This window comes from Rhizobium sp. F40D2, assembly GCF_051810745.2.
GTDB lineage: Bacteria > Pseudomonadota > Alphaproteobacteria > Rhizobiales > Rhizobiaceae > Rhizobium.
Genome location: NZ_JBPWQX020000004.1, coordinates 373124 through 396388, shown reverse-complemented (window position 1 = coordinate 396388; position 23265 = coordinate 373124). Strand labels below are relative to the sequence as shown.

21 protein-coding genes and 2 pseudogenes are annotated in these 23265 nt (G+C 61.4%); 6 read left to right on the top strand and 17 right to left on the bottom strand.

Features of this window, described 5'->3' with window-relative positions; translation table 11 throughout:
* Positions 1 to 22 precede the first annotated feature (22 nt).
* Positions 23 to 1156 carry an alanine racemase gene (alr, locus tag ACS4RS_RS30510; protein WP_439011974.1) on the bottom strand — a complete coding sequence of 378 codons (1134 nt, stop codon included), beginning with the start codon at positions 1154 to 1156 and terminating at the stop codon, positions 23 to 25.
* Positions 1157 to 1282: 126 nt separating this feature from the next.
* Here alr and ACS4RS_RS30505 point away from each other — a divergent pair, with 126 nt between their 5' ends.
* Entirely contained in the window at positions 1283 to 1747 is a 465-nt protein-coding gene (locus tag ACS4RS_RS30505) for an Lrp/AsnC ligand binding domain-containing protein (RefSeq protein ID WP_439011973.1), read from the top strand.
* A 16-nt stretch (positions 1748 to 1763) separates the two neighbouring features.
* Here the strand turns inward: ACS4RS_RS30505 and ACS4RS_RS30500 are convergent.
* A pseudogene (locus ACS4RS_RS30500) lies at positions 1764 to 1931 on the bottom strand (helix-turn-helix domain-containing protein); the annotation flags it as partial.
* 161 nt (positions 1932 to 2092) lie between these two features.
* On the opposite strand from ACS4RS_RS30500, the gene ACS4RS_RS30495 reads away from it, so the two are divergent.
* Positions 2093 to 2611 carry a hypothetical protein gene (locus tag ACS4RS_RS30495; RefSeq protein WP_439011972.1) on the top strand — a complete coding sequence of 173 codons (519 nt, stop codon included), beginning with the start codon at positions 2093 to 2095 and terminating at the stop codon, positions 2609 to 2611.
* Between the two features lie 88 nt (positions 2612 to 2699).
* On the opposite strand, the gene ACS4RS_RS30490 is transcribed toward ACS4RS_RS30495, so the two are convergent.
* Positions 2700 to 4370 carry a sensor histidine kinase gene (locus tag ACS4RS_RS30490; RefSeq protein ID WP_439011971.1) on the bottom strand — a complete coding sequence of 557 codons (1671 nt, stop codon included), beginning with the start codon at positions 4368 to 4370 and terminating at the stop codon, positions 2700 to 2702.
* 152 nt (positions 4371 to 4522) lie between these two features.
* Between ACS4RS_RS30490 and ACS4RS_RS30485 the strand changes: the two genes are divergently transcribed.
* Complete coding sequence (locus ACS4RS_RS30485; protein WP_439011970.1) at positions 4523 to 5830, top strand: diguanylate cyclase domain-containing protein; 1308 nt, start codon at positions 4523 to 4525, stop codon at positions 5828 to 5830.
* A gap of 70 nt (positions 5831 to 5900) precedes the next feature.
* A pseudogene (locus ACS4RS_RS30480) lies at positions 5901 to 6490 on the top strand (transposase); the annotation flags it as partial.
* 133 nt (positions 6491 to 6623) lie between these two features.
* Here the strand turns inward: ACS4RS_RS30480 and ACS4RS_RS30475 are convergent.
* The 8 genes from ACS4RS_RS30475 to ACS4RS_RS30440 form a co-directional block, all read right to left on the bottom strand.
* Positions 6624 to 7658 (bottom strand): L-idonate 5-dehydrogenase, encoded by a 1035-nt coding sequence (locus ACS4RS_RS30475; protein WP_439011969.1) that lies wholly within the window; start codon positions 7656 to 7658, stop codon positions 6624 to 6626.
* A gap of 9 nt (positions 7659 to 7667) precedes the next feature.
* Positions 7668 to 9074 carry a TRAP transporter large permease subunit gene (locus tag ACS4RS_RS30470; protein WP_439011968.1) on the bottom strand — a complete coding sequence of 469 codons (1407 nt, stop codon included), beginning with the start codon at positions 9072 to 9074 and terminating at the stop codon, positions 7668 to 7670.
* A 4-nt stretch (positions 9075 to 9078) separates the two neighbouring features.
* Entirely contained in the window at positions 9079 to 9651 is a 573-nt protein-coding gene (locus ACS4RS_RS30465) for a TRAP transporter small permease subunit (RefSeq protein WP_439011967.1), read from the bottom strand.
* A gap of 280 nt (positions 9652 to 9931) precedes the next feature.
* Positions 9932 to 10906, bottom strand: a complete 975-nt coding sequence (locus ACS4RS_RS30460; RefSeq protein ID WP_439011966.1) for a sialic acid TRAP transporter substrate-binding protein SiaP — start codon at positions 10904 to 10906, stop codon at positions 9932 to 9934.
* Positions 10903 to 11688, bottom strand: coding sequence for an FCD domain-containing protein (locus ACS4RS_RS30455; protein ID WP_439011965.1), 786 nt, complete (start codon positions 11686 to 11688; stop codon positions 10903 to 10905). Before ACS4RS_RS30455 ends, ACS4RS_RS30460 begins: the two co-directional genes overlap by 4 nt.
* A 205-nt stretch (positions 11689 to 11893) precedes the next feature.
* Complete coding sequence (locus ACS4RS_RS30450; RefSeq protein WP_439011964.1) at positions 11894 to 12670, bottom strand: molybdopterin-binding protein; 777 nt, start codon at positions 12668 to 12670, stop codon at positions 11894 to 11896.
* Positions 12667 to 13509, bottom strand: coding sequence for a cytochrome b/b6 domain-containing protein (locus ACS4RS_RS30445; RefSeq protein ID WP_439011963.1), 843 nt, complete (start codon positions 13507 to 13509; stop codon positions 12667 to 12669). The genes ACS4RS_RS30450 and ACS4RS_RS30445 overlap by 4 nt, the downstream gene beginning before the upstream one ends.
* Before the next feature lie 136 nt (positions 13510 to 13645).
* Positions 13646 to 13894 (bottom strand): pentapeptide MXKDX repeat protein, encoded by a 249-nt coding sequence (locus tag ACS4RS_RS30440; RefSeq protein WP_449314135.1) that lies wholly within the window; start codon positions 13892 to 13894, stop codon positions 13646 to 13648.
* Between the two features lie 187 nt (positions 13895 to 14081).
* Between ACS4RS_RS30440 and ACS4RS_RS30435 the strand changes: the two genes are divergently transcribed.
* Positions 14082 to 14630, top strand: a complete 549-nt coding sequence (locus tag ACS4RS_RS30435) for a sigma-70 family RNA polymerase sigma factor (protein WP_449314134.1) — start codon at positions 14082 to 14084, stop codon at positions 14628 to 14630.
* Complete coding sequence (locus tag ACS4RS_RS30430) at positions 14627 to 15271, top strand: NrsF family protein (RefSeq protein WP_439011962.1); 645 nt, start codon at positions 14627 to 14629, stop codon at positions 15269 to 15271. The genes ACS4RS_RS30435 and ACS4RS_RS30430 overlap by 4 nt, the downstream gene beginning before the upstream one ends.
* A gap of 141 nt (positions 15272 to 15412) precedes the next feature.
* Here the strand turns inward: ACS4RS_RS30430 and ACS4RS_RS30425 are convergent, their stop codons facing one another.
* From ACS4RS_RS30425 to ACS4RS_RS30400, 6 genes are all read right to left on the bottom strand, one after another.
* A complete protein-coding gene (locus ACS4RS_RS30425) occupies positions 15413 to 16075 on the bottom strand; it encodes an NTP transferase domain-containing protein (protein ID WP_439011961.1) in 663 nt (220 codons plus the stop codon).
* Between the two features lie 38 nt (positions 16076 to 16113).
* Positions 16114 to 17043, bottom strand: coding sequence for an XdhC family protein (locus ACS4RS_RS30420; RefSeq protein ID WP_439011960.1), 930 nt, complete (start codon positions 17041 to 17043; stop codon positions 16114 to 16116).
* A 54-nt stretch (positions 17044 to 17097) separates the two neighbouring features.
* On the bottom strand, positions 17098 to 19296 hold the full coding sequence (gene paoC / locus ACS4RS_RS30415) for an aldehyde oxidoreductase molybdenum-binding subunit PaoC (RefSeq protein ID WP_439011959.1): 2199 nt from the start codon (positions 19294 to 19296) through the stop codon (positions 17098 to 17100).
* A gap of 3 nt (positions 19297 to 19299) precedes the next feature.
* On the bottom strand, positions 19300 to 20250 hold the full coding sequence (locus tag ACS4RS_RS30410) for an FAD binding domain-containing protein (protein ID WP_439011958.1): 951 nt from the start codon (positions 20248 to 20250) through the stop codon (positions 19300 to 19302).
* Complete coding sequence (gene paoA, locus ACS4RS_RS30405) at positions 20247 to 20894, bottom strand: aldehyde dehydrogenase iron-sulfur subunit PaoA (protein WP_439011957.1); 648 nt, start codon at positions 20892 to 20894, stop codon at positions 20247 to 20249. Before paoA ends, ACS4RS_RS30410 begins: the two co-directional genes overlap by 4 nt.
* Positions 20895 to 21257: 363 nt before the next feature.
* The gene (locus ACS4RS_RS30400) at positions 21258 to 23135 is read right to left on the bottom strand and encodes a methyl-accepting chemotaxis protein (protein WP_439011956.1); all 1878 of its coding nucleotides are present in this window, start codon (positions 23133 to 23135) and stop codon (positions 21258 to 21260) included.
* Between the last annotated feature and the right edge of the window lie 130 nt (positions 23136 to 23265).

Below are 23265 nucleotides of genomic sequence, written 5' to 3'. Positions count from 1 at the left end.
CAATGATGGAGCCGCCGGGATTTCAGCGATATTGCCTGTCGTAACGATCGCCCAGACCGGTTAGGATTTCGTAAGATATCGTGCCGGCATCGCGGGCAATATCCTCGAGCGTCTGGTTCGGGCCGAGCACTTCGACCAGACTGCCTAGCGTCAGGGCGCCTTCGGGCAGCGCCGACACGTCGACGGTCGCGCTATCCATCGAGACGCGGCCGACGATCGGCAGGCGGATGCCGTTGCAATAGACGGCGCCGCGGCCGCCGAGCGACCTCGGCAGGCCGTCGGCATAACCGGCGGCGATGGTGGCGAGACGCATTTGTCGCTGCGTGACATGCGCGCCGCCATAGCCGACCTTGGCGCCTGCCGGCACGGTGCGGGTCTGCACGACGGCGACGTCGAGGCTGACGACCGGCTCCATCGGGTTGTTGCCGCCGGCGTTGGGCGCGCCGCCGTAAAGCGCGATGCCGGGGCGGGCGAGCACGCCATGATACGCATCGCCGAGCAAAACCCCGCCAGAATTGGCGAAGGACATGTCGAAGCCGGGAAATTCGTCGGCGATGCGGGCCATCTCGGCCAACTGCTCGCCGTTCTGGTCGCTCTCAACGTCGTCGGCCGAAGCGAGATGGCTCATGATGAACAGGATTTCGACATTGCTGCCGTCGCCAAGCGCTGCCGCCAGTTCGGCGCGTTCTTCCCCGGGAAAGCCGAGCCGTGACATGCCGGTGTCGAATTGCAGCACGGCGGGCAGGCAGCGCTTCAGCATGCGCGCCGTCGCCGACCATTGCCGCCACTGGGCCAGCGAGTTGAGAACCGGGACGATGCCCCTCTCGGCGCAGGCGATCTCGTTGCCCGGCTGCAAGCCGTTCAGCACGAAAATCTGGGCGTCATGCGCAAGGGTCGGCCGCAGCCTGAGCGCCTCGACGAACTGGGCGACGAAGAAATGCCGGCAGCCTTCGCCGTAGAGCGTTGCCGCGACGCGCTCGGCGCCGAGGCCATAGGCGTCGGCCTTGACGACCGCCCCCGCGCGGACCGGCGCCAGTATCGATACGAGCTTGCGATAGTTGCGGCCGAGCGCGGCAAGATCGATCGTCAGATAGCCCGTGGCTCCCTGCGCGGTCGTGGTGGTGCGTGTTCGGGAAACCAAAATATCGCTATCCATGTCCATCCCTTCTCGATCTCAAGAAGTTTATGAAATAATGCGCGAAATTGCCTGTCATTTAGCAACAGGTTATTGCATGATTTGCCTCTTATCCGCATGATCATCGGAAATTTGGAATAATCCACCATGCCCGCCCTCGACTCGATCGATCGCAATATACTGAGGCTGCTGCGCATCGACGCGCGCATGAGCAATGCCAAGCTCGCCGCAGAGATCGGCCTGTCGCCATCCGCCTGCCTCAGGCGCATCAAGATCATGGAAAAGTCAGGGGTGATCCGCGGCTATACGGCGCTGGTGGACACCGGCAATGCGGACGAGATGATCGCCGTGATCATCAACATCACGCTCGAGCGACAGACGGAGGATCATCTCGATCGCTTCGAGGCGGCGGTCCGCCGGCATCCCGAGATCCGGGAATGTTTTCTGATGACGGGCGGCTCCGATTATCTGCTGCGCGTGGAGGTCGCCAGTCCGGGCGAGTTCGAGCGGATCCACAAGGAAATACTATCGGCCTTGCCCGGGGTCCTCAGGATTCACTCCAGCTTCTCGATCCGCAATGTTCTGGCGACACGCACCAGAGGCAGGCGTTAAAACGCGATCACCAAACTTATATCAACTCCAGCGCCGTCGCCTTGGCGACTGCTTCACTCGTCGTGGCGACGGTCAGCTTGCGGCGCGCCGAGGCGAGATAGAGCTGCACCGCGCTGGTCGAAATGCACAACCGGGCGCAAATCTGCTTTGCCAGGAGGCCATTGGCGGTCATCTGCAAACATTTTCGTGAACCGTCGGCAGGGCCTCCATCAATTCTCAGCGCCGTAGCCTTGCGGATCGCTCATCAGCGGCGGATTGTTGGCTGCGGTACTGGAGCCTGAACCTCTGCGGAACAATCAGCAGCGTTCAGCGGTTTGGTAGAGCCGCTTAAACGGGGAGGCTATCATGCGTGCTGTTCTGATCGCTGCTATGTTCTCGCTGTCCTGCCTGCCTCACACAGCAAAGGCGTCGGAGTCAGGGTTCTTGCGATCCCTGGCGGGCGATTGGCGCGGGACCGGCATGGTTCTCACCAAGATCGGCGGCACGAACTTCAATGTTTCCTGCACGCTCAAATCAGACGCCAGTGAATTCGCAGTCTCGATGAACGGCAAATGCCGCGGCCTTGCGGTTTTCACAAGAGCGTTCTCGGCCAATGTCAAAGCCTTGGGACAACGATACACCGGCAACTACATCGGGCCATCGGGGCAGCCCTCCAAACTGGTCGGCAGCAGGCAGGGCGACGCGCTCAATCTTCGCGTGACCTGGGCTCGCGTGGTCAATGGCGACCGAAACGCGACGTTGATGATCGAGAAAGTCGGACAGGACAGGCTTCGGCTTCAAACGGTCGATCAGGATCCGACTTCAGGCAAATCCGTGGTGACGAGCCGCATCGATTTGCAACGTCCCCCTGCAGCGGGAAGGTAGGAATGTCTAGCCGAAGTGCCGGCGGGCGCATGGACGTCGTGAGCGGCTTCAAGCCTCCCATGCTTCCGGGCAGATCCGCTCGAAGGCACTATGTCCCTATCGGGACTTCGACTTCCGTCTTTGCTGCAGGTTCCCCGGTTAAGAACACAACTTCGAAGACGAGCCCTTCAGGCCTGTAGTCCGATCTGGATTGCGCCTGCGCCTTGGAGGAAAATGCCCGCTCTATGAGGATGGAGCCGAAGCCTTTTTTTGTCGGCGTCGACACCGGCGGCCCGCCGGCTTCCGTCCATACGAGGCGGACGCGGCCGTCATCGTGCTTCCACGCGATGGCGACGGTTCCCTGCTCGCTTCCGAGGCTTCCGTATTTCGTCGCATTGGTCGCTAGCTCGTGGAGCACAAGCGAAAGCGGCAGGGCGATGTCGGCCGGAAGAACCACGTCGGGGCCATCGAGATGAATGCGTTCCTGCGAGGCGATGTGCGCCCGCAAGGCGGCGGAGATGGTCTCCCGGATGGGCGCGGCCGACCCCTCCCCTGACAGGATGAGATCATATGTGCCGGCAAGTGCGGCGAGCCTTTCGGCAAAGGCGTGGTAGCTTTCCGGATTGGCGCGCGAGAAGGTCTGCCGGGCGATCGCCTGAACGAGGGCGAAGCCATTCTTGACCCGGTGCGCCATTTCGCGGACGAGCAGGGTTCGCTCCTCCTCCGCCCGTTCGTTCTGGCGTCTCCGCTCGTCGAGTTCGTCGAGCAGCCGGTCGAAGGTGGCGCCGACGACATCCAGTTCGTCCGGCCCCGTCATGCCGGTGCGCGCCGTCGTCTGGCCGTTGCGCCACTTCTCCATCACCTCTGCGATCCTGGAGATCGGCGCGAGGATGAAGCGGTTGCCGATGAAGATCGCGGCGAGAAAGGCGAAAAGCGCCCCGCCGATGATGGCGAGCGTATTCATCAGCGTCGCCCGCTTGATCGGCGCGAAAGCCTCCGGTTTCGAAAAGCCGGCGCTGACATAGAGAGGGCTGGAAGGCAGCGCTATCGGGCGATAGCCGAGGATCCGCACGGTACCGTCCTGGCTCGTCACCTCGATCACATCGGGCTGTTCGGCGTGGATCAGGTGCTGGTATTCGTCGGGTATGACCGTGCCGACGAACTGTTCCGGAAGAGGAACGCGCGCGACGATGGTTCCCTTGCCGTCGGCGATCGTCACCGCGTTACCAGGGGCGACGCCGCGCTCGGTGATGCGGTTCTGCAGCCAGTCCAGCCTGATGCCGCTGACGATGAGGGCCTTGATGCTCTCGCCTTCCAACAAAGGCATGGCGAGCGGCAGGACGGGGCGGTCGGAAAGGCGGCTCTGCGTATAGGTGCCGACGGAAAAGTCTTTGGTCTCAAGCGTCTGCTTGAAGTAATCGCGATCGGAGAACACCACGCCGTCCGGAAAAGCCATGCTCCCGCAGACCGGTCGCCCGTCGAGCCCGACGACGAAGATGGTGCGGATGTTCGGAATGCTTTCGGCAACCGATTTGAGAGCCTCGTTGCACGCCTGGACGTCGAGATGGCGGACGGAAGGCATAGCGGACACCGACACCAGAAGGGCGTGGAGGCCCTCCACGATCCGTTCGACTTCCGACGATGCCTGCCTTGCGGCCTGTGCTGCCGATGCGCGCACCTCTTCGTTGCGCTGATGGCGGAGCGCGACTTCGTTGTATGCGAGCATTGCGACCACGGGCGCCAGCGCCGCGACCGCAACTGCAACCAGCTTGAGTCTCATCCTGTTCCCTCTCGGACAAGGGTTCGTAGCATGATCGGGACGATCTGGCCCAGATCACGCAGGGAATCTTGTTTACAAAATATCAACATACGAATCAGGACATCCGGGCGTGCGCCTTGCCGAGCCGTCGATCGCGGCTACATAATTCAAGGATGAATGATGCCCAAAGCACGTCCTCCGAAGGTTCTGCCGCCGGGCCCTTCTCGCCGCGGCCGCTGAATGGCGCGATGTCCGATGAGGTCGAACGTCTTTTATCGGGCCGGACCCGTGATATCCGCCTGACGGGGGATCTGCGCCGCCGATATGACGAAAGGTCATGGCGGCAGACCGCGAAGGTCATCCGTTCCTGGATGATTTGGGTGGCATTCGTCGACATCCTGACGCTGGCGTTGAACGCTATCCTGCTTCCCCCACACGTCGTGCTGACGATGGTCGCTCCCGCCTGCCTTTTGCCGCCGGCGGCGATTTTGACAGCGGTCGTCTGGAGCAAGCCGCGCGCGGCGGCGGTTCAGCGTGCATCGCTGCTTGCAGGAATGTGCCTTATTCTTCTATCGGTGGCACTTGTCGGCGTCTTTGCCGGCGGCGAATTTTACGAGCGGCATTTGAGCATCATGCTGTTCGTCGCAACGAGCGCCATCACCATCTTCAGCGTACCGCTGGCGTGGACGGTTGCGATCGCCTGTTATGCCCTTTGTCTCTATTTCATCCTTCAATGGCACAACCCAATCCTGGACGCCGGTAGCGTCGTCGCCGCGACCTTGTTCTTTTCCTGCGGGATCATCGCCACCGTGGTTGCCCGGCGCACGATGAACATCCTGGCGCAGAAGACATTTCTCCTGGACTGCAGGGACCAGCGCCGGGTTGCGGAACTGGCCGATGCAAACGCCCGGCTGGAGCGGTTGGCCAGAACTGATCCGCTGACCGGGATCGCCAACCGCCGCTGGATGATGGAAACGCTCGAGGGCCTGTGGCGCAACGACCGTGAAACCGGCGTCGTCGCAGCCATGCTCATGTGCGACATCGATCACTTCAAGGCGCTGAACGATAAGCTCGGTCATGGCGAGGGCGACCGCTGCCTTGTCAAGGTTGCCGGCATCATCCAGAGCTGCGTGCGCGCCGATCGCGACCTCGTCTCGCGCCATGGCGGCGAGGAATTCTTGATCGTGCTTCCGGATGTCGACGAAGACGAAGCCATCGCGGTGGCAAAGCGAATACGCGAGAGCGTTGAGGCCGCCGCCCTTCCGAATCCTTCTTCCGGTGTTGGCCCTTCGGTGACGTTGAGCGTCGGGGTCGCCCTGAAATCGGCGCTCGACGCCGACATTTCACTGGCCAATCTCCAGCACGAGGCCGACATGGCTCTTTATCGCGCTAAGGAAGCCGGCCGCAACCAGGTCTGCGTCTTTCGCCGACCGCACCAGGCTGCGCCGTCCGCCACCGAGCAGATTGCCGCCCGGCGCTAGCAGGCTGCAAAAAGCCTCCTGGCTTTTGGGCTGAGCCCATGACTCCTTCTAGGGATATCGAGAAGTTTTGATGCGCGGCGGGGATGATCGGACGGGGCCGCTGTTTTCGTACGTCGACTTGAGGCATGGGTTCTGGCCGGGCGCTTCGGGCAATGCGCGATCTGGTGAACACTTCGCTTGCGGCGTTGGATGGATCGTTTGCAGTATGCCAAGACCGGTCGGCCGTCGATTGTGCCGGAAAGGATCCTGCGGGCGGTGCTGTTGTCGACGCTTTATTCGATCCGCTCGGAGCACCAACTGATAGAACGGCTGGAGTTCGACCTGCTGTTCCGCTGGTTCGTCGAGCTTGGCATCGACGATGCGGTCTGGGATGCCTCGTCGTTTTCGAAGAACCGGGACCCGCTGCTGATGACGGAGGTTGCCCAGGGTTTCCTGTCGGCGTTGCTTTCGCAGCCTGCGGTCAAGCGGCTGTTGAGTGCGGAGCATTTTTCTGCCGACGGGACGATGCTGAAGGCTTTTGCCTCGATGAAGAGCTTCCGGGCCAAGGGCGGTTCGGATGCGCTGCCGGATGATGGCCGCAAGGGCGAACGCAACTTTCGCATGGAGAAGCGCTCGAACAAGACGCATGCCTCGACGACGGACCCGGATGCGCGTCCGTACAGCGGTGCCGCCAGAGGTGGCGCAATGTGCCGGTAATGCGGTCAGCCTGCACTGCCGCAAGCGGATCGAGGAAAGTCTTCGGCAGGGTCAAGACGACGGCCGGGCTGGCGCAACTCAAGCTGCGCGACATGCGCTAAAACGTAAGCTGCACCTTACAGGCCGCCGTGCGGTCGCCGGCGAGTGTGAAGGCCGCGTTGGCATCTTCCAGCGGCAGGCTGTGGCTGATGATCGGCCGCACATCGATCCTGCGACTGGAGATCAGCGCGACGGCGGTGGCGAATTCCTCATGGAAGCGCTGCGTGCCGTGGATATGCAACTCCTTGCCGACGATGGCGTTGAGCGGGATCGGGATCTCACCCGTGACCCCGACCTGAACCATCGTGCCGCGTGGCCGGATGGCGGCGATCGCGCTGCGGATGGCCGGAGCGGCGGCCGAGCATTCGAAAACGAGATCGAAATAGCCCTTGCCCGCCTCGAATTCCGCAAGCGCTGCAGCATCACGGGAAACATTAGTGGTGCGACTCGCGCCCATCGCTTTTGCCCTCTCCAGCGCCGCATCAGCGAGATCTGTTACGACGATCTCGGTTGCACCATGATGGCGGGCGGCGGCAACCATCAGGCAGCCGATCGGGCCGGCGCCGGTGATCAGGACGCGTTTGCCTGATATCTCTCCGGCACGCGAAGCGGCGTGCAGGCAAACGGACAAGGGTTCGCTGCAGGCGGCTTCCGCAGCCGTCGTCGCGGCACCCACTTCGAAGCATTGTTTGGCCGGCACGACCAGCCATTCCCGGAACATGCCGTGCTCATGCGGCAGACGCATCGCGCTGCCCATGAAGCGCATATCGAGGCAATGGATCGGCAGCCCCTTCGCGCAATATTCGCATTGGCCGCAGGGCTGGCTCGGATTGACCGCCACCAACACGCCGGCTTCGAGGTCGACTCCCTCGCCCGCCTGGCTTACCGTTCCCGAGGCCTCGTGGCCTGGGATGATCGGCTCGCGCACCCTGACCGGCCCAAAACCGCCGTCCTGGTAATAGTGCAGGTCGGAGCCGCAGATGCCTGCGGCTGCCATTTTGAGTAACACCTCGCCTGGACCGGGAGCCGGAACGGTGTCGGTCTCGATCCTGAGATCGCCCTTCTGGTAAAGCCGGGCCAGACGTGTCTGCATCATATGCTCCTATCGCAGCAGCCCGAGCTGTTGCGGCAGCCAGAGCGATACGGCGGGGATGAAGGTGATCAGGATCAGCGCCAGGAAGAGCGGCACCAGCCAGGGCAGGATCGCCATGGTGGTGCGTTCGACGGACAGTTTTGCGACCCTCGACAGCACGAAAAGCACCATGCCGAGCGGCGGATGCAACAGCCCGATCATCAGGTTCAGCGTCATGATCAGGCCGAACTGAACCGGATCGATACCGAATTTGGCGACGATCGGTAGCAGGATCGGCACGAGGATGGTGATCGCCGCGATCGTATCCAGGAAGCAGCCGACGAAAAGCATCAGCAGGTTCACCAGGATCAGGAATACCCATTTATTGTCGGTGATAGACAGGATCGCATCCGACAACAGCTGTGCGGCCTGGCTGACCGTCAGCAGCCATGCGAAGACCGAGGCTGCGGTGACGATGAAGAGAACCGATGCCGTCGTCTCGATCGTGTCGAAGCTTGCCTTGGCGAGCGTCGAGAACGTCATGGTGCGGTAGCGCACCAGACCAAGGAACAGCGACCAGAGCACGGCGGCGACCGCGGCCTCGGTCGGCGTGAACCAGCCCATCGTCATTCCGCCGATCAGGATCACCGGCGTCATCAGTGCCATCACGGCGGAAAAGCCGAAATACCAGTCGAGCGCCAGAAGCGTAAGAAGCGCGATGCCGGCAGCGACGTTCATCGATAGACCGGCCCGCATCATCAGATAGATCGCCACAGGCACCATCAGGACAACGACGATTTCCATGCCGGCCGACAGCAGCTGCCTCATATCGAAGGGCGCATCGGAGCCCCAGCGCTTCTTGTAGGCGAAGGCGGCGACGGTGATCATCATCAACAGCGTCATGACGAGGCCGGGCAAGATGCCCGCCATGAAAAGCGCGCCGATCGAGACGTTCGCCATCATGCCGTAGATCACGAAGGGCAGCGACGGCGGGAAGATCGGCCCGAGCGTAGCCGAGGCCGCCGTCACGCCGACGGCAGCCTCGACGGGATAGCCGTGATCCTTCATCGCCTTGATTTCGATCGTGCCGATGCCGGCCGCATCGGCAAGTGCTGTGCCGGACATGCCGGAGAAGATGACGGAGCCGATGATGTTGACCTGCGCCAGCCCGCCCTTCATCCAGCCGACGAGGGCGACCGCAAAGGAATAGATGCGGCCCGTCACACCGGCCGAGTTCATCAGGTTGCCGGCCAGGATGAAAAACGGCACCGCGAGCAAAGGGAAGCTTTCGACGCCGGCGATCATGCGCTGGGCGACGATAATGTCGGGCGCGATACCGTAAAGGACGATATAAAGCACGGATGCGACGGCCATCGAGATGGCAACGGGCACGCCGATCAGCATCAGCACCAGAAACGAACCAAGAAGTAGCAGCATCGGATCACCCCTCGACAGTCTGAAATTCTTCGGGGCGCTCCAGAACGGAGTAGCCGCGGCGCATATTGGCGATGAAGACGATGACCGCACGGATCAGCATCAGCACGAAGGCGACAAGCACGGAGTAGAAGACGATGTTGCGCGGTAGCTCGACGGTGACCATCTGCTCGTCGGCGACGATATCGACATAACGCCACATCAGGTGACAGCCATAGGCGAAAAAGGCGATGCGGACGATGTCGACGAAAGTGGCGAGCACACGCGCCAGTCCTGCCGGCATATAGTGATAGAACACATCCACCTGGATATGCCGCGAGGTGCGCACGCACATCACGGCGCCCAGGAAAACAACGCCGATCAGGCAGTTGATCGCGATCTCCTCGGTCCATGCATAGCTGTCGTTCAGCACATAGCGCGTGAAGAACTGCAGGAAGACGCATCCGGCCATCAGCCAGAAGACGATCAGCGTGATCCAGTCTTCGATGGCGTAATCCGACATGTTCGCTGTCGGCGCATGGCCTTCGAACTCGTGACCGATTTCCTCGGCCGTGATTGGTGTGTGAATTTCTTGCGACATGATCGGCCTTGTTCCGGTTGGGAGGGCGCGGCGCTGGCAGCGCGACCTTTGGTCTGTTGGCAAGCCTTGTTCCTTGCTGGGAGGCGCGGCCCCTCATCCGGCTGCCGCCACCGACCGGGGACGAGCCCCGGGTCTCGACCCGTCCTTCGGACCCCTGTCAACGGGGCGAAGGGGATGTGCCGCAACGGCTTCTCAGAACCTCAACGCAGCGTTTGGCACGTCCCCTCTCCCCGCGTGCGGGGAGAGGCTTAGGGTGAGGGGCATCCATCGCTGACGGGCTTTATTGGATTGCGCGAATGGCTTCCCAATCGGCCTTCTCGTAGCCGAAATCCTCGAATTTGACCTTTTCCATCACGTTCTTTTCGAAGTCTGATTTGTCGACCTCGGTGACATTGAGACCCTTTTCCTTGAAGGTCGCGACGAGGCTGTTTTCCTTGCCGGCGATCGTCTTGGTCGTACGCTCGGCCGCCTGCTGCATGACCTCGCCGAAGATCTTCTTGTCCTCGTCGGAAAGCTTCGCCCACAGCTGCTTCGAGATCACGGTGTTGAGGTGATCGACGATGTGGCCGGTGAGAATGATGTTCTTCTGGACTTCGTAGAATTTCTTCGCCTCGATCGTCGTCAGCGGATTTTCCTGCGCCTCGACCGTGCCGTTCTGCAGAGCGAGATAGACCTCGGCAAAGGCGATCGGCGTGGTATTGGCGCCGCAGGCGCGCGGCATGGCGAGATAGGCCGGAACGTCGGGCACGCGGATCTTCAGGCCCTGCATGTCGGCGCATTTGGCGATCGGCTTGTTCGATGTCGTATGACGCGTGCCGTAATAGCTGACGGCGGCGATGTGATTGCCGGTCTTGTCTTCATAGCCCTTGGCAAGCCGCTTGAAGACGTCGCTCTTGGTGTAGGCGATCAGATGATCGGGGCTGCGAAAGATATAGGGGAAGTAAGTGACGCCGATCGGCTTGTAGTCGCGTGCGGCAAAGCTCGATCCCGAGATGATGATATCGACCGTGCCGAGCTTGAGCCCCTGATTGATGTCGGCTTCCTTGCCGAGCTGCGAGGCCGGATAGACCTCGATCTTATAGCGTCCGTCTGTGCGCTTGGCGATCTCTTCCGCAGCCCAGACGGAATCCGTGTGGAAGGGCTCGGAAGTTTCATAGACATGCGCCCATTTCAGTACCGTTTGGGCATGCGCGACCGCCGTCGTCGCCATGATCGCGGCTGCGGTGCAAAGTATCGTTGCCAGTCTGCTCTTCATCGCTCTCTCCTCCCGAGCTTGGGTTGAATCTTGTCAGTTCCTTTCGCGAGCCGCCTTTTGCGGCCGCGCTCCTCCTCTCCCGAAAGCTCCTCCCCGAAGCTCTCGGAAAACCTCTTCTGCGATAGGGTGAGATGGGCGCGCATGGCCGCCTTGGCGCCTGCCCCATCGCCGGCGGCGATCGCATCGCGAATGACCCGATGTTCGTCGACGGCGCTGCGCCATGTTCCCGGCCCCTCGAAGTGGCTCGCGAGCTTGGCGAAATAAGGCGTCATGCGCATGTCGAACATTTCGCCCGTCACCCGGATCAGGGTCGCATTGCCGACGATGGCGGCAATGCCGGTGTGGAAGGCGCGATCGGCGGCAAGCACCGTGCTCGCATCGTTGACGCCGCCGCTCATGCGCGTCAGGGCTTCATCGAGCAACGCGATGCCTTCCGGCCCGGCGCAGCCCGCCGCTTCCTCAGCAATGGCGCACTCGATGATGGCGCGCGCCTGCAAGAGCTCGAATGGTCCCTCCACCGGCTCGCGATCGCTCCCCGCCACCGTTGACGCATGCTGGCGCACAACATAGATGCCGGATCCCATACGGATGTTGACGAGGCCCTCGACCTCCAGGACAATCAGCGCTTCGCGGACAGTCGGGCGTGACACCGACAGTTGCTCCGCCAGGTCGCGTTCGGCCGGCAGCCGCTGGCCGACGGTAAGCTCGCCGCGCGCGATCATCAATCGGATCTGGTCCGCCACCTGCCTGTAGAGGCGGCGGGATTCAACAGGCGAAAACATCGTGGCCTCCCCGGCGGCTTCTCCTCAAGCACGCATCTGGTCAACTGGCCTGACCAATTAACCCATAGCTATCATCGCCAGGGTTGTGCGTCAATCCGCCGCATAAAACTTAAACAGGAGAGGCTAAGCCATCGGTCCGGACGTGACGATCGATGGGGAAAAACATAGATCTCGGCGGCGTGCGCACCAGGCGCCTGCCCGCTGCTTATATGCCGGCGTACCATTCATAGCCGCGATCTTCCCAGAAGCCGCCGCTGCCGCCATAAAGCTGGCCGAGATCGGCGACCGCTTCGATGCGGGTCAGATATTTCGCCTGCTTATAACCGAGCTGCCGCTCGACCCTGAGCCTCAGCGGCGCCCCATGCGCCACTTCCAGGTCGCGTCCGTTCATCGAATAGGCAAGGATCGTCTGCGGATGAACGGCATCGACCAGATCGAGACTCTCATAGTACCAGCCGGTGCCATCCAGTGTCTTTTCGTATTCGTCGGCGCAGTGGAACACGATGTAACGCGCCTCGGGCTTCAGCCCGACCGATTGCAGCAGGGCGCCGAGCGGCAGGCCGGTCCATTTGCCAATCGCGCTCCAGCCTTCGACGCAGTCGTGCCGGGTGATCTGGGTTCGCGACGGCATCGCCTTCAGCTGCGCCAGCGAGAATTGCGCCGGTTTTTCCACCAGTCCGTCGACATCAAGTTTCCAGGTCGAGAACTGCTGGCTCATCCACTCCAAATAACGCGGGTTATCGGGCATACTGGTGCCGTTCGAGCGGAAGATCGGCGACAGGTCGGCCTCGCTGAATTCACGGGCCAGCGCCTTGTCGCCGAGCAGGAAGCGCTGGGTCCTCATGCTGAATCCCTCGGCAATCTTCAGGACCGACTTCGTTCGGTCGCTTTCGACCAATGCGTCGCAGCCGCTCAATCCCAACGCGGAGGCGGTCAAGGTTGAGCCGATCAGGAAGCGGCGGCGGGTGATCAAGCGGCTCATTGTTCGTCTCCCTGTTCGATGGCGTAGTAGCCGGTGATCATCGAACGCAGATTGTTGATGACACCTGACAGGATCACCATGATGATATGCACCACGACGAAGGCGACGAGCGAAGAGGCCGTGAGAAAATGCAGGGTGCGGGCCGATTGCCGCCCGCCGAAGACATCGAGCAGCCAGGGCGCAACTGCGTCGAAACCCGGCGACATCGTCAGTCCCGTCGCGACCATCAACGGCAGCAGCAGGAAGATCACCGCGAGATAGGTCAACTTCTGCAGCGTGTTGTAGTGGCGTGCCTCGGCGCCCTTCGGAAAACGCAGACGGGCATGGTTGGCGACCTCATGGCCGAGATGGGCGAGGGTCAGCTCCTTGCCCTCAGGGGCGAGATCTCGGCGGAAATGCCGGCTGATCAGCCCATAGAGGAGATAGACGAGGCCGTTGAGAACGAAGAGCCAGGCGAAGAAGAAATGCCACCGCCGGCCGGTCGAAAGATCCTGATAGCTCGGAAGCGTGAGCCAGCTTGGAAAACCCCTCGCTGTCGCCTCGCCGTCGACATTCGAAAGACCGAGGAAGCCCGTCGTATCGAAGGTGAATGAACCGACATGCGTCAATCCTTTCGCCTGGTCGCCGTCGTCGGCAGCTTCCAGAGAGATGAACGAAGGATCGTTGTCGGCGCCGTATTGTCCCCAATAGAGCGCCGGATGGGCGTTGAATATCTGCAGGCCGCTGAACAGCAGCACGGTCAGGCACAATACGTTCACCCAATGCGACAGGCGAACGGCAAGGCTGTGGCGGTAGATGAGCATGCGTCCGGTTTTCTTGCCGGCATCGATCGTCGCCATGATGGTCTCCGGATGAATAGGACCTTTTGAGAGTAAAAGACGCGACCGCCTATTCAAGATGCTACAGCGTCCTTTGCGCGTCTGAAAAGACGCGCGGCGCTGTAGAAAGTTTCAGCGGCCGCGCGGACGCGAATGCCTACTTCATCGCGTCGCAGGCCTTCATCATGTCGGTCTTTTTCATCGCATCCTTTTCCATGCCGGCCTTGTGCATGCAGTCCGTCTTGGTGCCCGACATCTTCATGGCATCTTTCGACATCGTGCTCGTCTTCATGTTGTCCTTCTTCATCGTATCGGACTTCATGGCGTCCTCAGCCGAGGCGGCACCAGCGAGCGAAAGGCCGACGATGAAGGTGCAGGCGGCAAGGCTGGGAAAAAGCTTGGTCATGGGAACTCTCCTGAAAATGGATTTCGTGTCCGCCGGCGGCCTGCCGATGGCTCACACAAAGCTATTCGGCAGAGCGTCTGGATGCGTTACAGCTTCACGCGCTTGTGATAGAGCTGCGATACCGACATTGTTTTTGATCTTCCCTGTAACCGATCGGCACCTTCCAGCGAATGAACTCTCTGACAGCATGACAACCGCCCATTCGGAAGAAGCCCTGAAAGCATTGATGCTTCTCTCCCTTGACGGGGACGAGGCGGCCTATCGGCGTTTGCTGGCGGCTTTGCGGCTGCTGCTTGTCGGTTATTACAGCCGCAGGATGGCAGCGGCGACGAAAGCGGATATGGAAGACCTGGTTCAGGAGACATTGCTGGCACTGCATTCGCGCCGATCCACCTATGACCGGAAAAGACCATTCACGGCCTGGTTCTTCTCGATCGCCCGCTACAAGCTGATCGATCATCATCGCGGCCGCGGCGGACGTAGGCTTGCCGAGACCGAGCTTGGCGAGGAGATCGAAAGCAATTTCAGCGAGGATGCGCTGACGGCCCGCATGGATGTCGAGCGATTGCTCCACGACCTGTCACCGAGACAGCGTGAGCTGGTCCGGCAGGTGAAATTGGAGGGCCAATCGGTCGCCGACACTGCGAGCCGCACCGGCCAGTCTGAATCGGCGGTGAAGGTCGGTATCCACCGGGCGCTGAAGGCGCTCGCAGAAAGATTGCGAGGCGCATCATGACAAAAACGGACGACATCATCGAACGCCTGGCAGGTGACTTGAAGCCGGTGCCGCGCGATGCGCTGCGGCGCCGCTTCGCGCTCGGCATAGTGCCGGCGCTTGGGCTCTCCCTGCTGCTGATGCTTGCCATCCTCGGTCCGCGAGTCGACATGCCGGATGTGCTGATGCTGCCGGTCTTCTGGATCAAATCGGCCTATAACGCGCTGATTGCAGCAGTGGCGCTCCTCGCCGTCTATCGGCTCTCCCGCCCCGACGGTACCGACGGCCGGTTTTTCGATGTGCTTGCCTTAATCTTCGCCGCCATGGCCGCGGTCGCAGCCATCCAACTGATGATGGCTCCGACCGAGACTTACCCGGTGCTGATCCTCGGCTCCTCGGCGCTCCATTGCCCGCTGCTGATCCTCGGCTTTGCCCTACCCGTCTATGCCGGCGCCGTCTGGGCACTGCGCCAGGCGGCACCAACGGATCTGCGGCTGACAGGCTTCGTCGCCGGCATTGCCGCAGGCGCCGCGGGCGCCTGGGTCTATTCGTGGTTCTGCACCGAGAACGGCATGCCCTTCGTTCTGATCTGGTATTCCCTCGGCATTTTGCTTACCGGCGCGCTCGGCGCCGTCACCGGCCCTCGCCTGCTGCGCTGGTAGATCCCTCTGGGGGCGATTATCTTTGGCCTGCCTCCAACTTCAAGCGGGCCAACACGGCTGACCGAACCATTTCAACACGCTTTCTCGCCATTCCAGGCTAGGTCAAATTTAGCATGCTGAGCGGCGGGACATTATCGCGTATCAGCTCTTCATTGCGCCGCCGGCCGCCAATAGATCATCCGGCGTATCAACGTCGAGATGGGCTGCATCGCCAATGTCGACATCGAGTACCGACAGACCCGACGTCGTGATGATATCACGGGCGCCGACATCGCCTTCAAGTCGCAGGACCGCGTGATCGAGAGAGTGTGGCAGAACAACCGGATTACCGGGCTTGCCGCCCGAGACGGCGCGCACGACGGCCTCGCCGCCCGCGTTGCGAAAAGTGGAAATCAAGGCATTGATATGGACGGTGGAAATACCGGGCATATCGGCCAGCATGACGAGAATGCCGTCGGCGCCGTCTGCACGCTTTGACAAAACGCCCGCTATGAGCGAACTCGCCATGCCATCTGCATAGTCAGGATTGTCGACGAGCGTGACCGGAAGCTCGCTGAGCGCGGCCTCGATCTCTAGTCGGCGATGGCCCGTGACAACAATTACAGAGGCTGCGTCCGACCCGAGCGCGGTCAATGCAGACCGTCGGACGAGCGGAACGCCGTCGAACTCGGCCAGCAGCTTGTGCTTCCCACCCCTACCCATCCGGCTTGACTTGCCGGCAGCAAGAATGACGATCGCGACCGACGCCTTTGTGCTCGGCAATTCGCTCAGGTCGCGTTGCTGCGGGTCATCCTCAATCGGCATCGAAGCCTCCGACACGACGGACACCGGAAAGGACCGTTTTAGGCATGGGCGACCAGTCTTGCTGCGGCGATATCCGCCAGGACCGACAAAGCGAGCGACGTTGCATCCCGCGTCGGGCCGAACATCCCGATGGGCGCCTTAATCCGATCGATCTCATCCTGTCCGAAAGCGAGCGTCGCCAGCCGCTCGACACGTCGACGATGCGTCCGGGTGCTCCCAAGCGCGCCGATGTAGAAAGCGGGCGACCGAAGCGCGGTCTTGAGAATGGCGATTTCAGCGTCGAGGTCGTGATGCAGGAGCACCACGGCCGTGAAGGGATCGATGCTGTCGGCCGCCGCCCTGTGTTCCTCACCCTGTCCGCGGATCAGCACGTCGTAGCCAGCAACCGCTGCCAGTCGTGCGACGGTCTGCGCTTCGATCGTTTGGCCGGAAAGGACGACGCGGGTGCCGGGACGGTAGACGCCGACGAAATCTCCCTCCAGCCAGCAGGCCCGTGGCGGTGGATCTATCACTTCGAGCGTCTGCCGCTCTGGTGAATATGCAAGGCCGGCTGCCCGCCTCCGTCCGATCCGATCCAGAACATGCTGCACAGCGCCGACATCTCTCAGAACATGGATTGCGACGGAGATACCGCCGCCGCAGGGAAGGACGATGTCAAAGAAGGGCGATCCGTCGCCGAACTTGACCGTGCGGTCGCGTCCTTCCGTCATTGCCAGAAGCGCTTCTGAAGCGACCGCGGCTTCTACGCATCCGCCCGAGACATAGCCGCAAAAACGGCCATCAGCTGCGACAACCACGTGCGAGCCAAGCGTGCGGGCAGCCCCGCCTCGTATGTCGACAAGAGTGGCGAGCGCCGCCGCTCCACGGCCATGGGCGTCAATCGCGAAGCGAAGCAGTTCGGCGGGATCGTCGCTATCTGAGACCCTGACGGGAATGGGCGCCGTGATGGTCGCGGGTGTCTGATCCATAGGAGATCCTTAGGGAAGGCAACGGCGGTCCGGTTTCCAGATCGCCGTCGATAATCAGGCCACATCAGGTAAGCCGCCGATGAGTTTGTCGAGTGTGAGCGGATAATGCCGGACCCTCACGCCGGTCGCATTGTAGACGGCATTGGCGATCGCTGCTGCAACGCCGCAAAGGCCAAGTTCGCCCACGCCCTTCGCTTTCATCGGCGACGACATCGGATCGGTCTCGTCAAGGAAAATTACCTCCTGGTGTGGAATGTCGGCATGCACCGGCACCTCGTAGCTGGCGAGATCGTGGTTGACGAAGAAGCCGCGGCGAGTATCGACCGCCAACTCCTCTGACAGCGCGCCGCCGGCCCCCATGGTCATGGCGCCGATCACCTGGCTGCGGGCGGTGATCGGGTTGAGGATCCGGCCGGCCGCGCAGACCGCGAGCATCCTGCGGATGCGACTTTCCCCAGTGGCAACGTCGACGCCAACCTCCACGAAGTGCGCGCCGAATGTCGACTGCTGATGCGTCTCGGTGATCTCGCCCCACTTGATCGTGTCTTCGCCGACAAGACCGTCCGGACCGGCGGCCTCGGCAAGAGGAACCGAACGATTGCCCGAGCGTACCTCGCCGTTTTCGAAGACACTGTCTTCGGAGTTGAAGCCGAGCTTCTTTGCGATGGCCTCACGCAGCTTGATGCAGGCCGCGTAAACACCTGATGTCGAAGAGTTGGCGCCGAACTGTCCGCCGGAACCCGCCGAAACGGGAAAACGCGAGTCGCCGAGCTGGACGGCAACCTTGTCGATCGGCACTCCCATCATTTCAGCGGCTGTCTGCGCGATGATCGTGTAGCTGCCCGTGCCGATGTCGGTCATGTCGGTTTCAACCGTCACGACGCCCTCCCGGTCGAGCTTTACCCGCGCGCCCGAGGGAAGCACCAGATTGTTGCGGAAAGCAGCGGCAACGCCCATGCCGACCAGCCAGTTGCCGTCCCGTTTGGAACCCGGCCTTCCGCGTTCACTCCAGCCAAACCGCTCAGCGCCGAGCTTGAGGCAGCCGATGAGATTGCGCTGAGAAAAGGGCCGCTGCGGCTTCTCCGGATCGACCTGCGTGTCGTTGATAATGCGAAACTGCACGGGATCGATACCGACTTTCTCGGCAACCTCGTCGATGGCGATCTCGAGCGCCATCAGTCCCGGCGCCTCGCCGGGAGCGCGCATGGCGTTACCCTCGGGAAGATGAAGCGTCGCCAGCCGCATAGCGGTCATACGGTTCGCTCCGGCATAGAGAAGGCGGGTCTGGTTAACGGCGGTCTCAAGCTGCCCGCCGGGTTGGTCGCCGGACCAGCTCTCGTGGGCAATGGCGGTTATCTTGCCGTCACGCTCGCTTCCGATGCGAATCCGCTGGATCGTCGCCGGCCGGTGGGTGGTGTTGTTCATGAGGAAGGGCCGGGGCAAGGCAACCTTGACGGGCCGCTTTACCGCGCGCGCACCGACAACGGCGAGCACTGCATCCGCCCGCAGGAAGAGCTTGCCGCCGAAGCCGCCGCCGATGAAGGGTGACATGAGGTGGATCTTCTCCTTGTCGATGCCGAGCGTCGTCGCAAGGTCTGAACGCCACCAGTCGATCATCTGGCTGGAGGTCCAGACAGTCAGCTCTCCGCCGTTCCAGGCTGCGATCGAGGCGTGCGGCTCCATCATCGCATGCGACTGATCGGGCGTCGTGTAAGTCGCGTCCAGAGTGACGGGAGCGGAGCTGAAGGCAGAATCGAAGTCGCCGGCCGCGGTATCAGGCTGCTGCGTTTCATCCGGCTTGACGGCCGAATCCTTTGCCTGGCCGAGATCAAACGCACCCTTTTCCTCGCTATAGTCGACCTTGACCAGAGCGGCTGCGGCGCGAGCCTGCTCGAAGGTCTCGGCGACAACGACCGCGATTGCCTGGTGATAATGCTGAATCTCGTCGCCGCCGAAAAGCTTGGCGGTGTTGAACTTGCCCTTTTCCAACTCGCCGACGTCGAGCGTCGTAACGACGGCAAGCACGCCAGGAGCTGTCTTGGCGGTGGAGACGTCCATGGACTTGATGCGACCCTTGGCGATGGCCGCGCCGACCGGATAGCCGTAGGCATAACGCATGTTGGGGTCGTGCCACTCATAGGCATACATCGCCGTGCCGGTCGTCTTGAGCTGGCCGTCGATGCGGTGGATCGGCTGACCGACGACCTTCAGATTGTCGATCGGGTTGGTTGTCGCGGGTCTATCGAACTGCATGGCTCACCCCCTTGCTTCGGCAATGACCGCGCCGAGCGTGCGCTCGACCAGATCGACTTTGAAACGGTTCTGTTCGGTAGGACGGGCGCTGGAGAGAAGGACGCCTGCCGCCGCCCGGGCGCCTTTCGGCAGCTCGGCTTCGGCTGCCTCAACGCGCCACGGCTTATGGGCGACGCCACCGACGGCGACATGTCCTGTACCGTCCGGCTGGATAACAGCTCCGATCGAGACGAGTGCGAAGGCGTAGGAGGCACGGTCTCGCACCTTGCGATAGATGTGCTTGCCGCCGATCGGGGGCGGCAGCAGCACCGCCGTGACGAACTCGCCGCTCTCAAGAACGGTCTCGACTTCAGGCGTATCACCGGGCAATCGATGAAAGTCGCCGATCGGAATCGATCGCCGGCTGCCATCTGCCCTTACCGTCTCGACGACGGCATCGAGCGCCCGCATGGCGATGGCCATGTCACTCGGATGGGTGGCGATGCAGCTCTCGCTCACCCCGACCACCGCATGCTGGCGGCTGAAGCCGCCGATGGCCGAACAGCCGCTGCCCGGCTGCCGCTTGTTGCATGGCTGGTTCGTGTCATAAAAATAAGGACAGCGTGTACGCTGAAGGAGGTTGCCGGCCGTCGTCGCCTTGTTGCGCAGTTGGCCGGACGCACCCGCGACCAAGGCATGGGACAACAGACCGTAGTCGCGGCGAACAGTTTCGTGGGCTGCGAGATCCGTGTTGCGGACCAAGGCGCCGATACGCAACCCACCCGCCTCAGTGGCTTCGATCTTGTCGAGGCCGAGGCCGTTGATGTCGATCAGATGCGCCGGCGTCTCGATTTCAAGCTTCATCAGGTCGAGGAGGTTGGTGCCGCCGGCGATGAATTTGCTTGCAGGATTGGAGGCGACCGCCTTGGCCGCGGCCTCGACCGACGAGGCACGTTCATAGGTGAAGGCTCTCATGCTTTAATCCCCGCGACTTCCGAAATGGCATCGAGAATGTTGGAGTAGGCGCCACACCGACAGATATTGCCGCTCATGCGCTCGCGGATCTCGACGGGAGTGACGGCCGCCACAGCCGTAAGATCGCTGGTGACGTGGCTCGGTATATTCGCCTTGATCTCCTCGAGCACCGCGACGGAGGAACAGATCTGCCCCGGCGTGCAGTAGCCGCATTGGAAACCGTCATGTTTCACGAAGGCTGCCTGCATCGGATGAAGATTGCCAGGCTGACCGAGACCTTCGATCGTGGTGATCCGGTCGCCTTCGTGCATGACCGCCAGCGTCAGACAGGCGTTGATGCGGTGGCCGTCGACCAAGACCGTACATGCGCCGCATTGGCCGTGGTCGCATCCCTTTTTCGTGCCGGTCAGATGCAGATGCTCACGCAGCGCGTCGAGCAGCGAAGTTCTGTTGTCGACCTCGAGATCGCATTTCTCGCCGTTGACCGTGAAGGAAACTTTCGATGTATACGCCATTTCATTTCCTGGGGACTGTGCCGCCGCGGGAGTGACGGCTGCGGTTACCGCAATCGTTGCGGCCGACGAGATAAGTAAATCTCGACGGGAAAGTTCCAGTCGTGTCTGGCTTGGCATGGACTGCTCCACCTTGCTCGTTGGACATAGGCGCGCCTCGACGCCGTGAGCATAGCTAGTGCACCTCCGCCCTTTGATTAGGCCCCCTTCTTTGCATAGGGTTATCGATCAGGCTCATAAATTCCCTGACCTGCACTTGCTGATGGAGACACGTTCGCCCAAAGGCGAGGCCGCGCCGTTAAACGGGCCGCTCTATATCGAACAGCTCGGCGCCTACCGCGCCGATGTGGCGAGAAGTGAGCAAGACGACCGTCTTGGCGGGCGAGCGGGACAACCCGCCGGAACTTGCCGTTTGTGCAGGTTGCTTATGCTCGGCAATCGCCAGGACGGCTGGGTCGAGTTATCTCGTATATATGATCCAACGTCAGGCGCGCTTCATCGTTGCGTCACGCGCCGCGGAGCGACCAATCGGATCGGCATGTTGCCTTCAAAGGCCCGCCCGCTGCGCTCTGCGCCCGCCGCACCTTTGTCGCCGTCCAATTGAAATTGATTGACCAGATCCCTCAGGCGGCCTGCCTCGGAGGACAACGAGGCGGCAGCAGCCGTCGACTGCTCAACCATCGCAGCATTTTGCTGGGTCGCCTGGTCCATCTGGTTGACGGCGATATTGATCTCTGCAAGTCCAGTCGACTGCTCGCGCGCCGATGTGGCAATCGCGTCCATCAGTTGGTTAATTTGTGCAACGTATTCGCCGATCGACTTGAGCGACGTACCGGTTTCGAGAACCAGTTTCACGCCATCTTTCACGTCGGTTGACGACTTTTGAATAAAGCCCTTGATTTCCTTGGCTGCTTGCGCGGCGCGCTGAGCGAGCTCACGGACTTCTTGCGCGACCACTGCAAAACCTTTGCCGGCCTCACCCGCACGGGCAGCTTCGACGCCGGCGTTCAGCGCCAGCAGGTTCGTCTGGAAGGCGATTTCATCGATTGCACCGATGATGTTCGAAATCTGCTCCGAACTGTTCTCGATGCGTCGCATGGCCTGCTCCGCCTCCGACACGACTGTTGCCGACCGCTGAGCGCTGATATCAGCTTCCACGGCCACTTTGCGCGCCTCGTCGGTGCGTTGAGTCGCCATCGTCACATTCGAGGTGATCTCGTCCAAGGCTGCAGCCGTCTCCTCGAGAGAGGCTGCTTGCTGTTCGGTACGTTTGGAAAGGTCCTGCGCGGCAGAGGCAATCTCACCCGTGCCATTATCGATGCTGTGTACCGTCTGCAGCACTGCCCCGATCGTCGCCCCCAATTGCCGGAGTGAAGCGTTGAAGTCTTGGCGCAAGGCTTCGTATTCGGATGCAAATTGCTCCGAAAGCTGAAAGGATATATCGCCGGCTGCAAGCCTGCGGAGGCCTCCGCCCAATGTCATGGTTGCGAAGCGCAATTGTTCCGCCTCACGTTCGGCGCGCTGTTGGGCGGCCGCGCGCACTGCTTCGCTCTCGCTGCGGGATGCCGCAGCTTCCTTCTCAAGCCTCACGACATTGAGAGCATTCTGGCGGAAGACTTCGACAGCGCCGGCCATTTCCCCAACTTCGTCGGCGCGGCCGGCACCGGGTATGTCGCTATCAAGGTCACCGTCCGACAAACGCCTCATGGCCGATGCGATGCTTCGGATCGGATTGGCAATGCCAAATATTGCAAATGCGATGCCAGCCATGGAGATGATTACGGCCAGCGCTGCGATTGCGGCCGTCAACATGAAAGCGGACGTCGCGGAACCGTCGCTCGCGGCAACAAAGCCTTCGGCCTGGCTGAGAATGAAAGCAACCAGATCGCCGACACCCTTATCCACCAGCGCGGATTGCGGTTCCATATTTTCCTTGAAGAAGCGAGCCGCGTCGGATGCCTTGTCACTATTTTGCAGCGCAATCATCTGCTCTGCCAGCCCGCGATACTTGTCCAGTTCAGGTTTGATCTGATTGAGCAATTCGCGCCCGCGCTCGGTGCGGAGACCTTTTTCGTATTCTGCAACAACTTTTTCCACCGCGGCGCGAGCGGTATCGATTTTTTGTTGTCCGGCCTTTCGCTCCTCCGCCGTATCCTCCAGAAGATACTGCGCGTAGTCCAGCTTCAGGTCGAGGAAGTTATCCTTGATCTCGCGCGCGGTCACAAGCCGCTGCATCCAGATGCTCCCGATTTGCTCGGTATTGGCACGAAGCGTAGAAATCGTGCTCAGCGAGATATAGGACAGGCCAACCATGAAAAGGCTGATGATCGATAGCTTCACGATCAGGGCTTGCTTGATGCTCGGGCGCTTCATGCGGGTCTCCTCCAAGACAGCTGGGACGACCGGATTGCCGGTTGATGCAAAATCTCGCACCAGATTCAATAATTTAGTATTAACTAAACATTGGACCCTGTCCGGTTTGCACAAATCTTTTACGCGCACA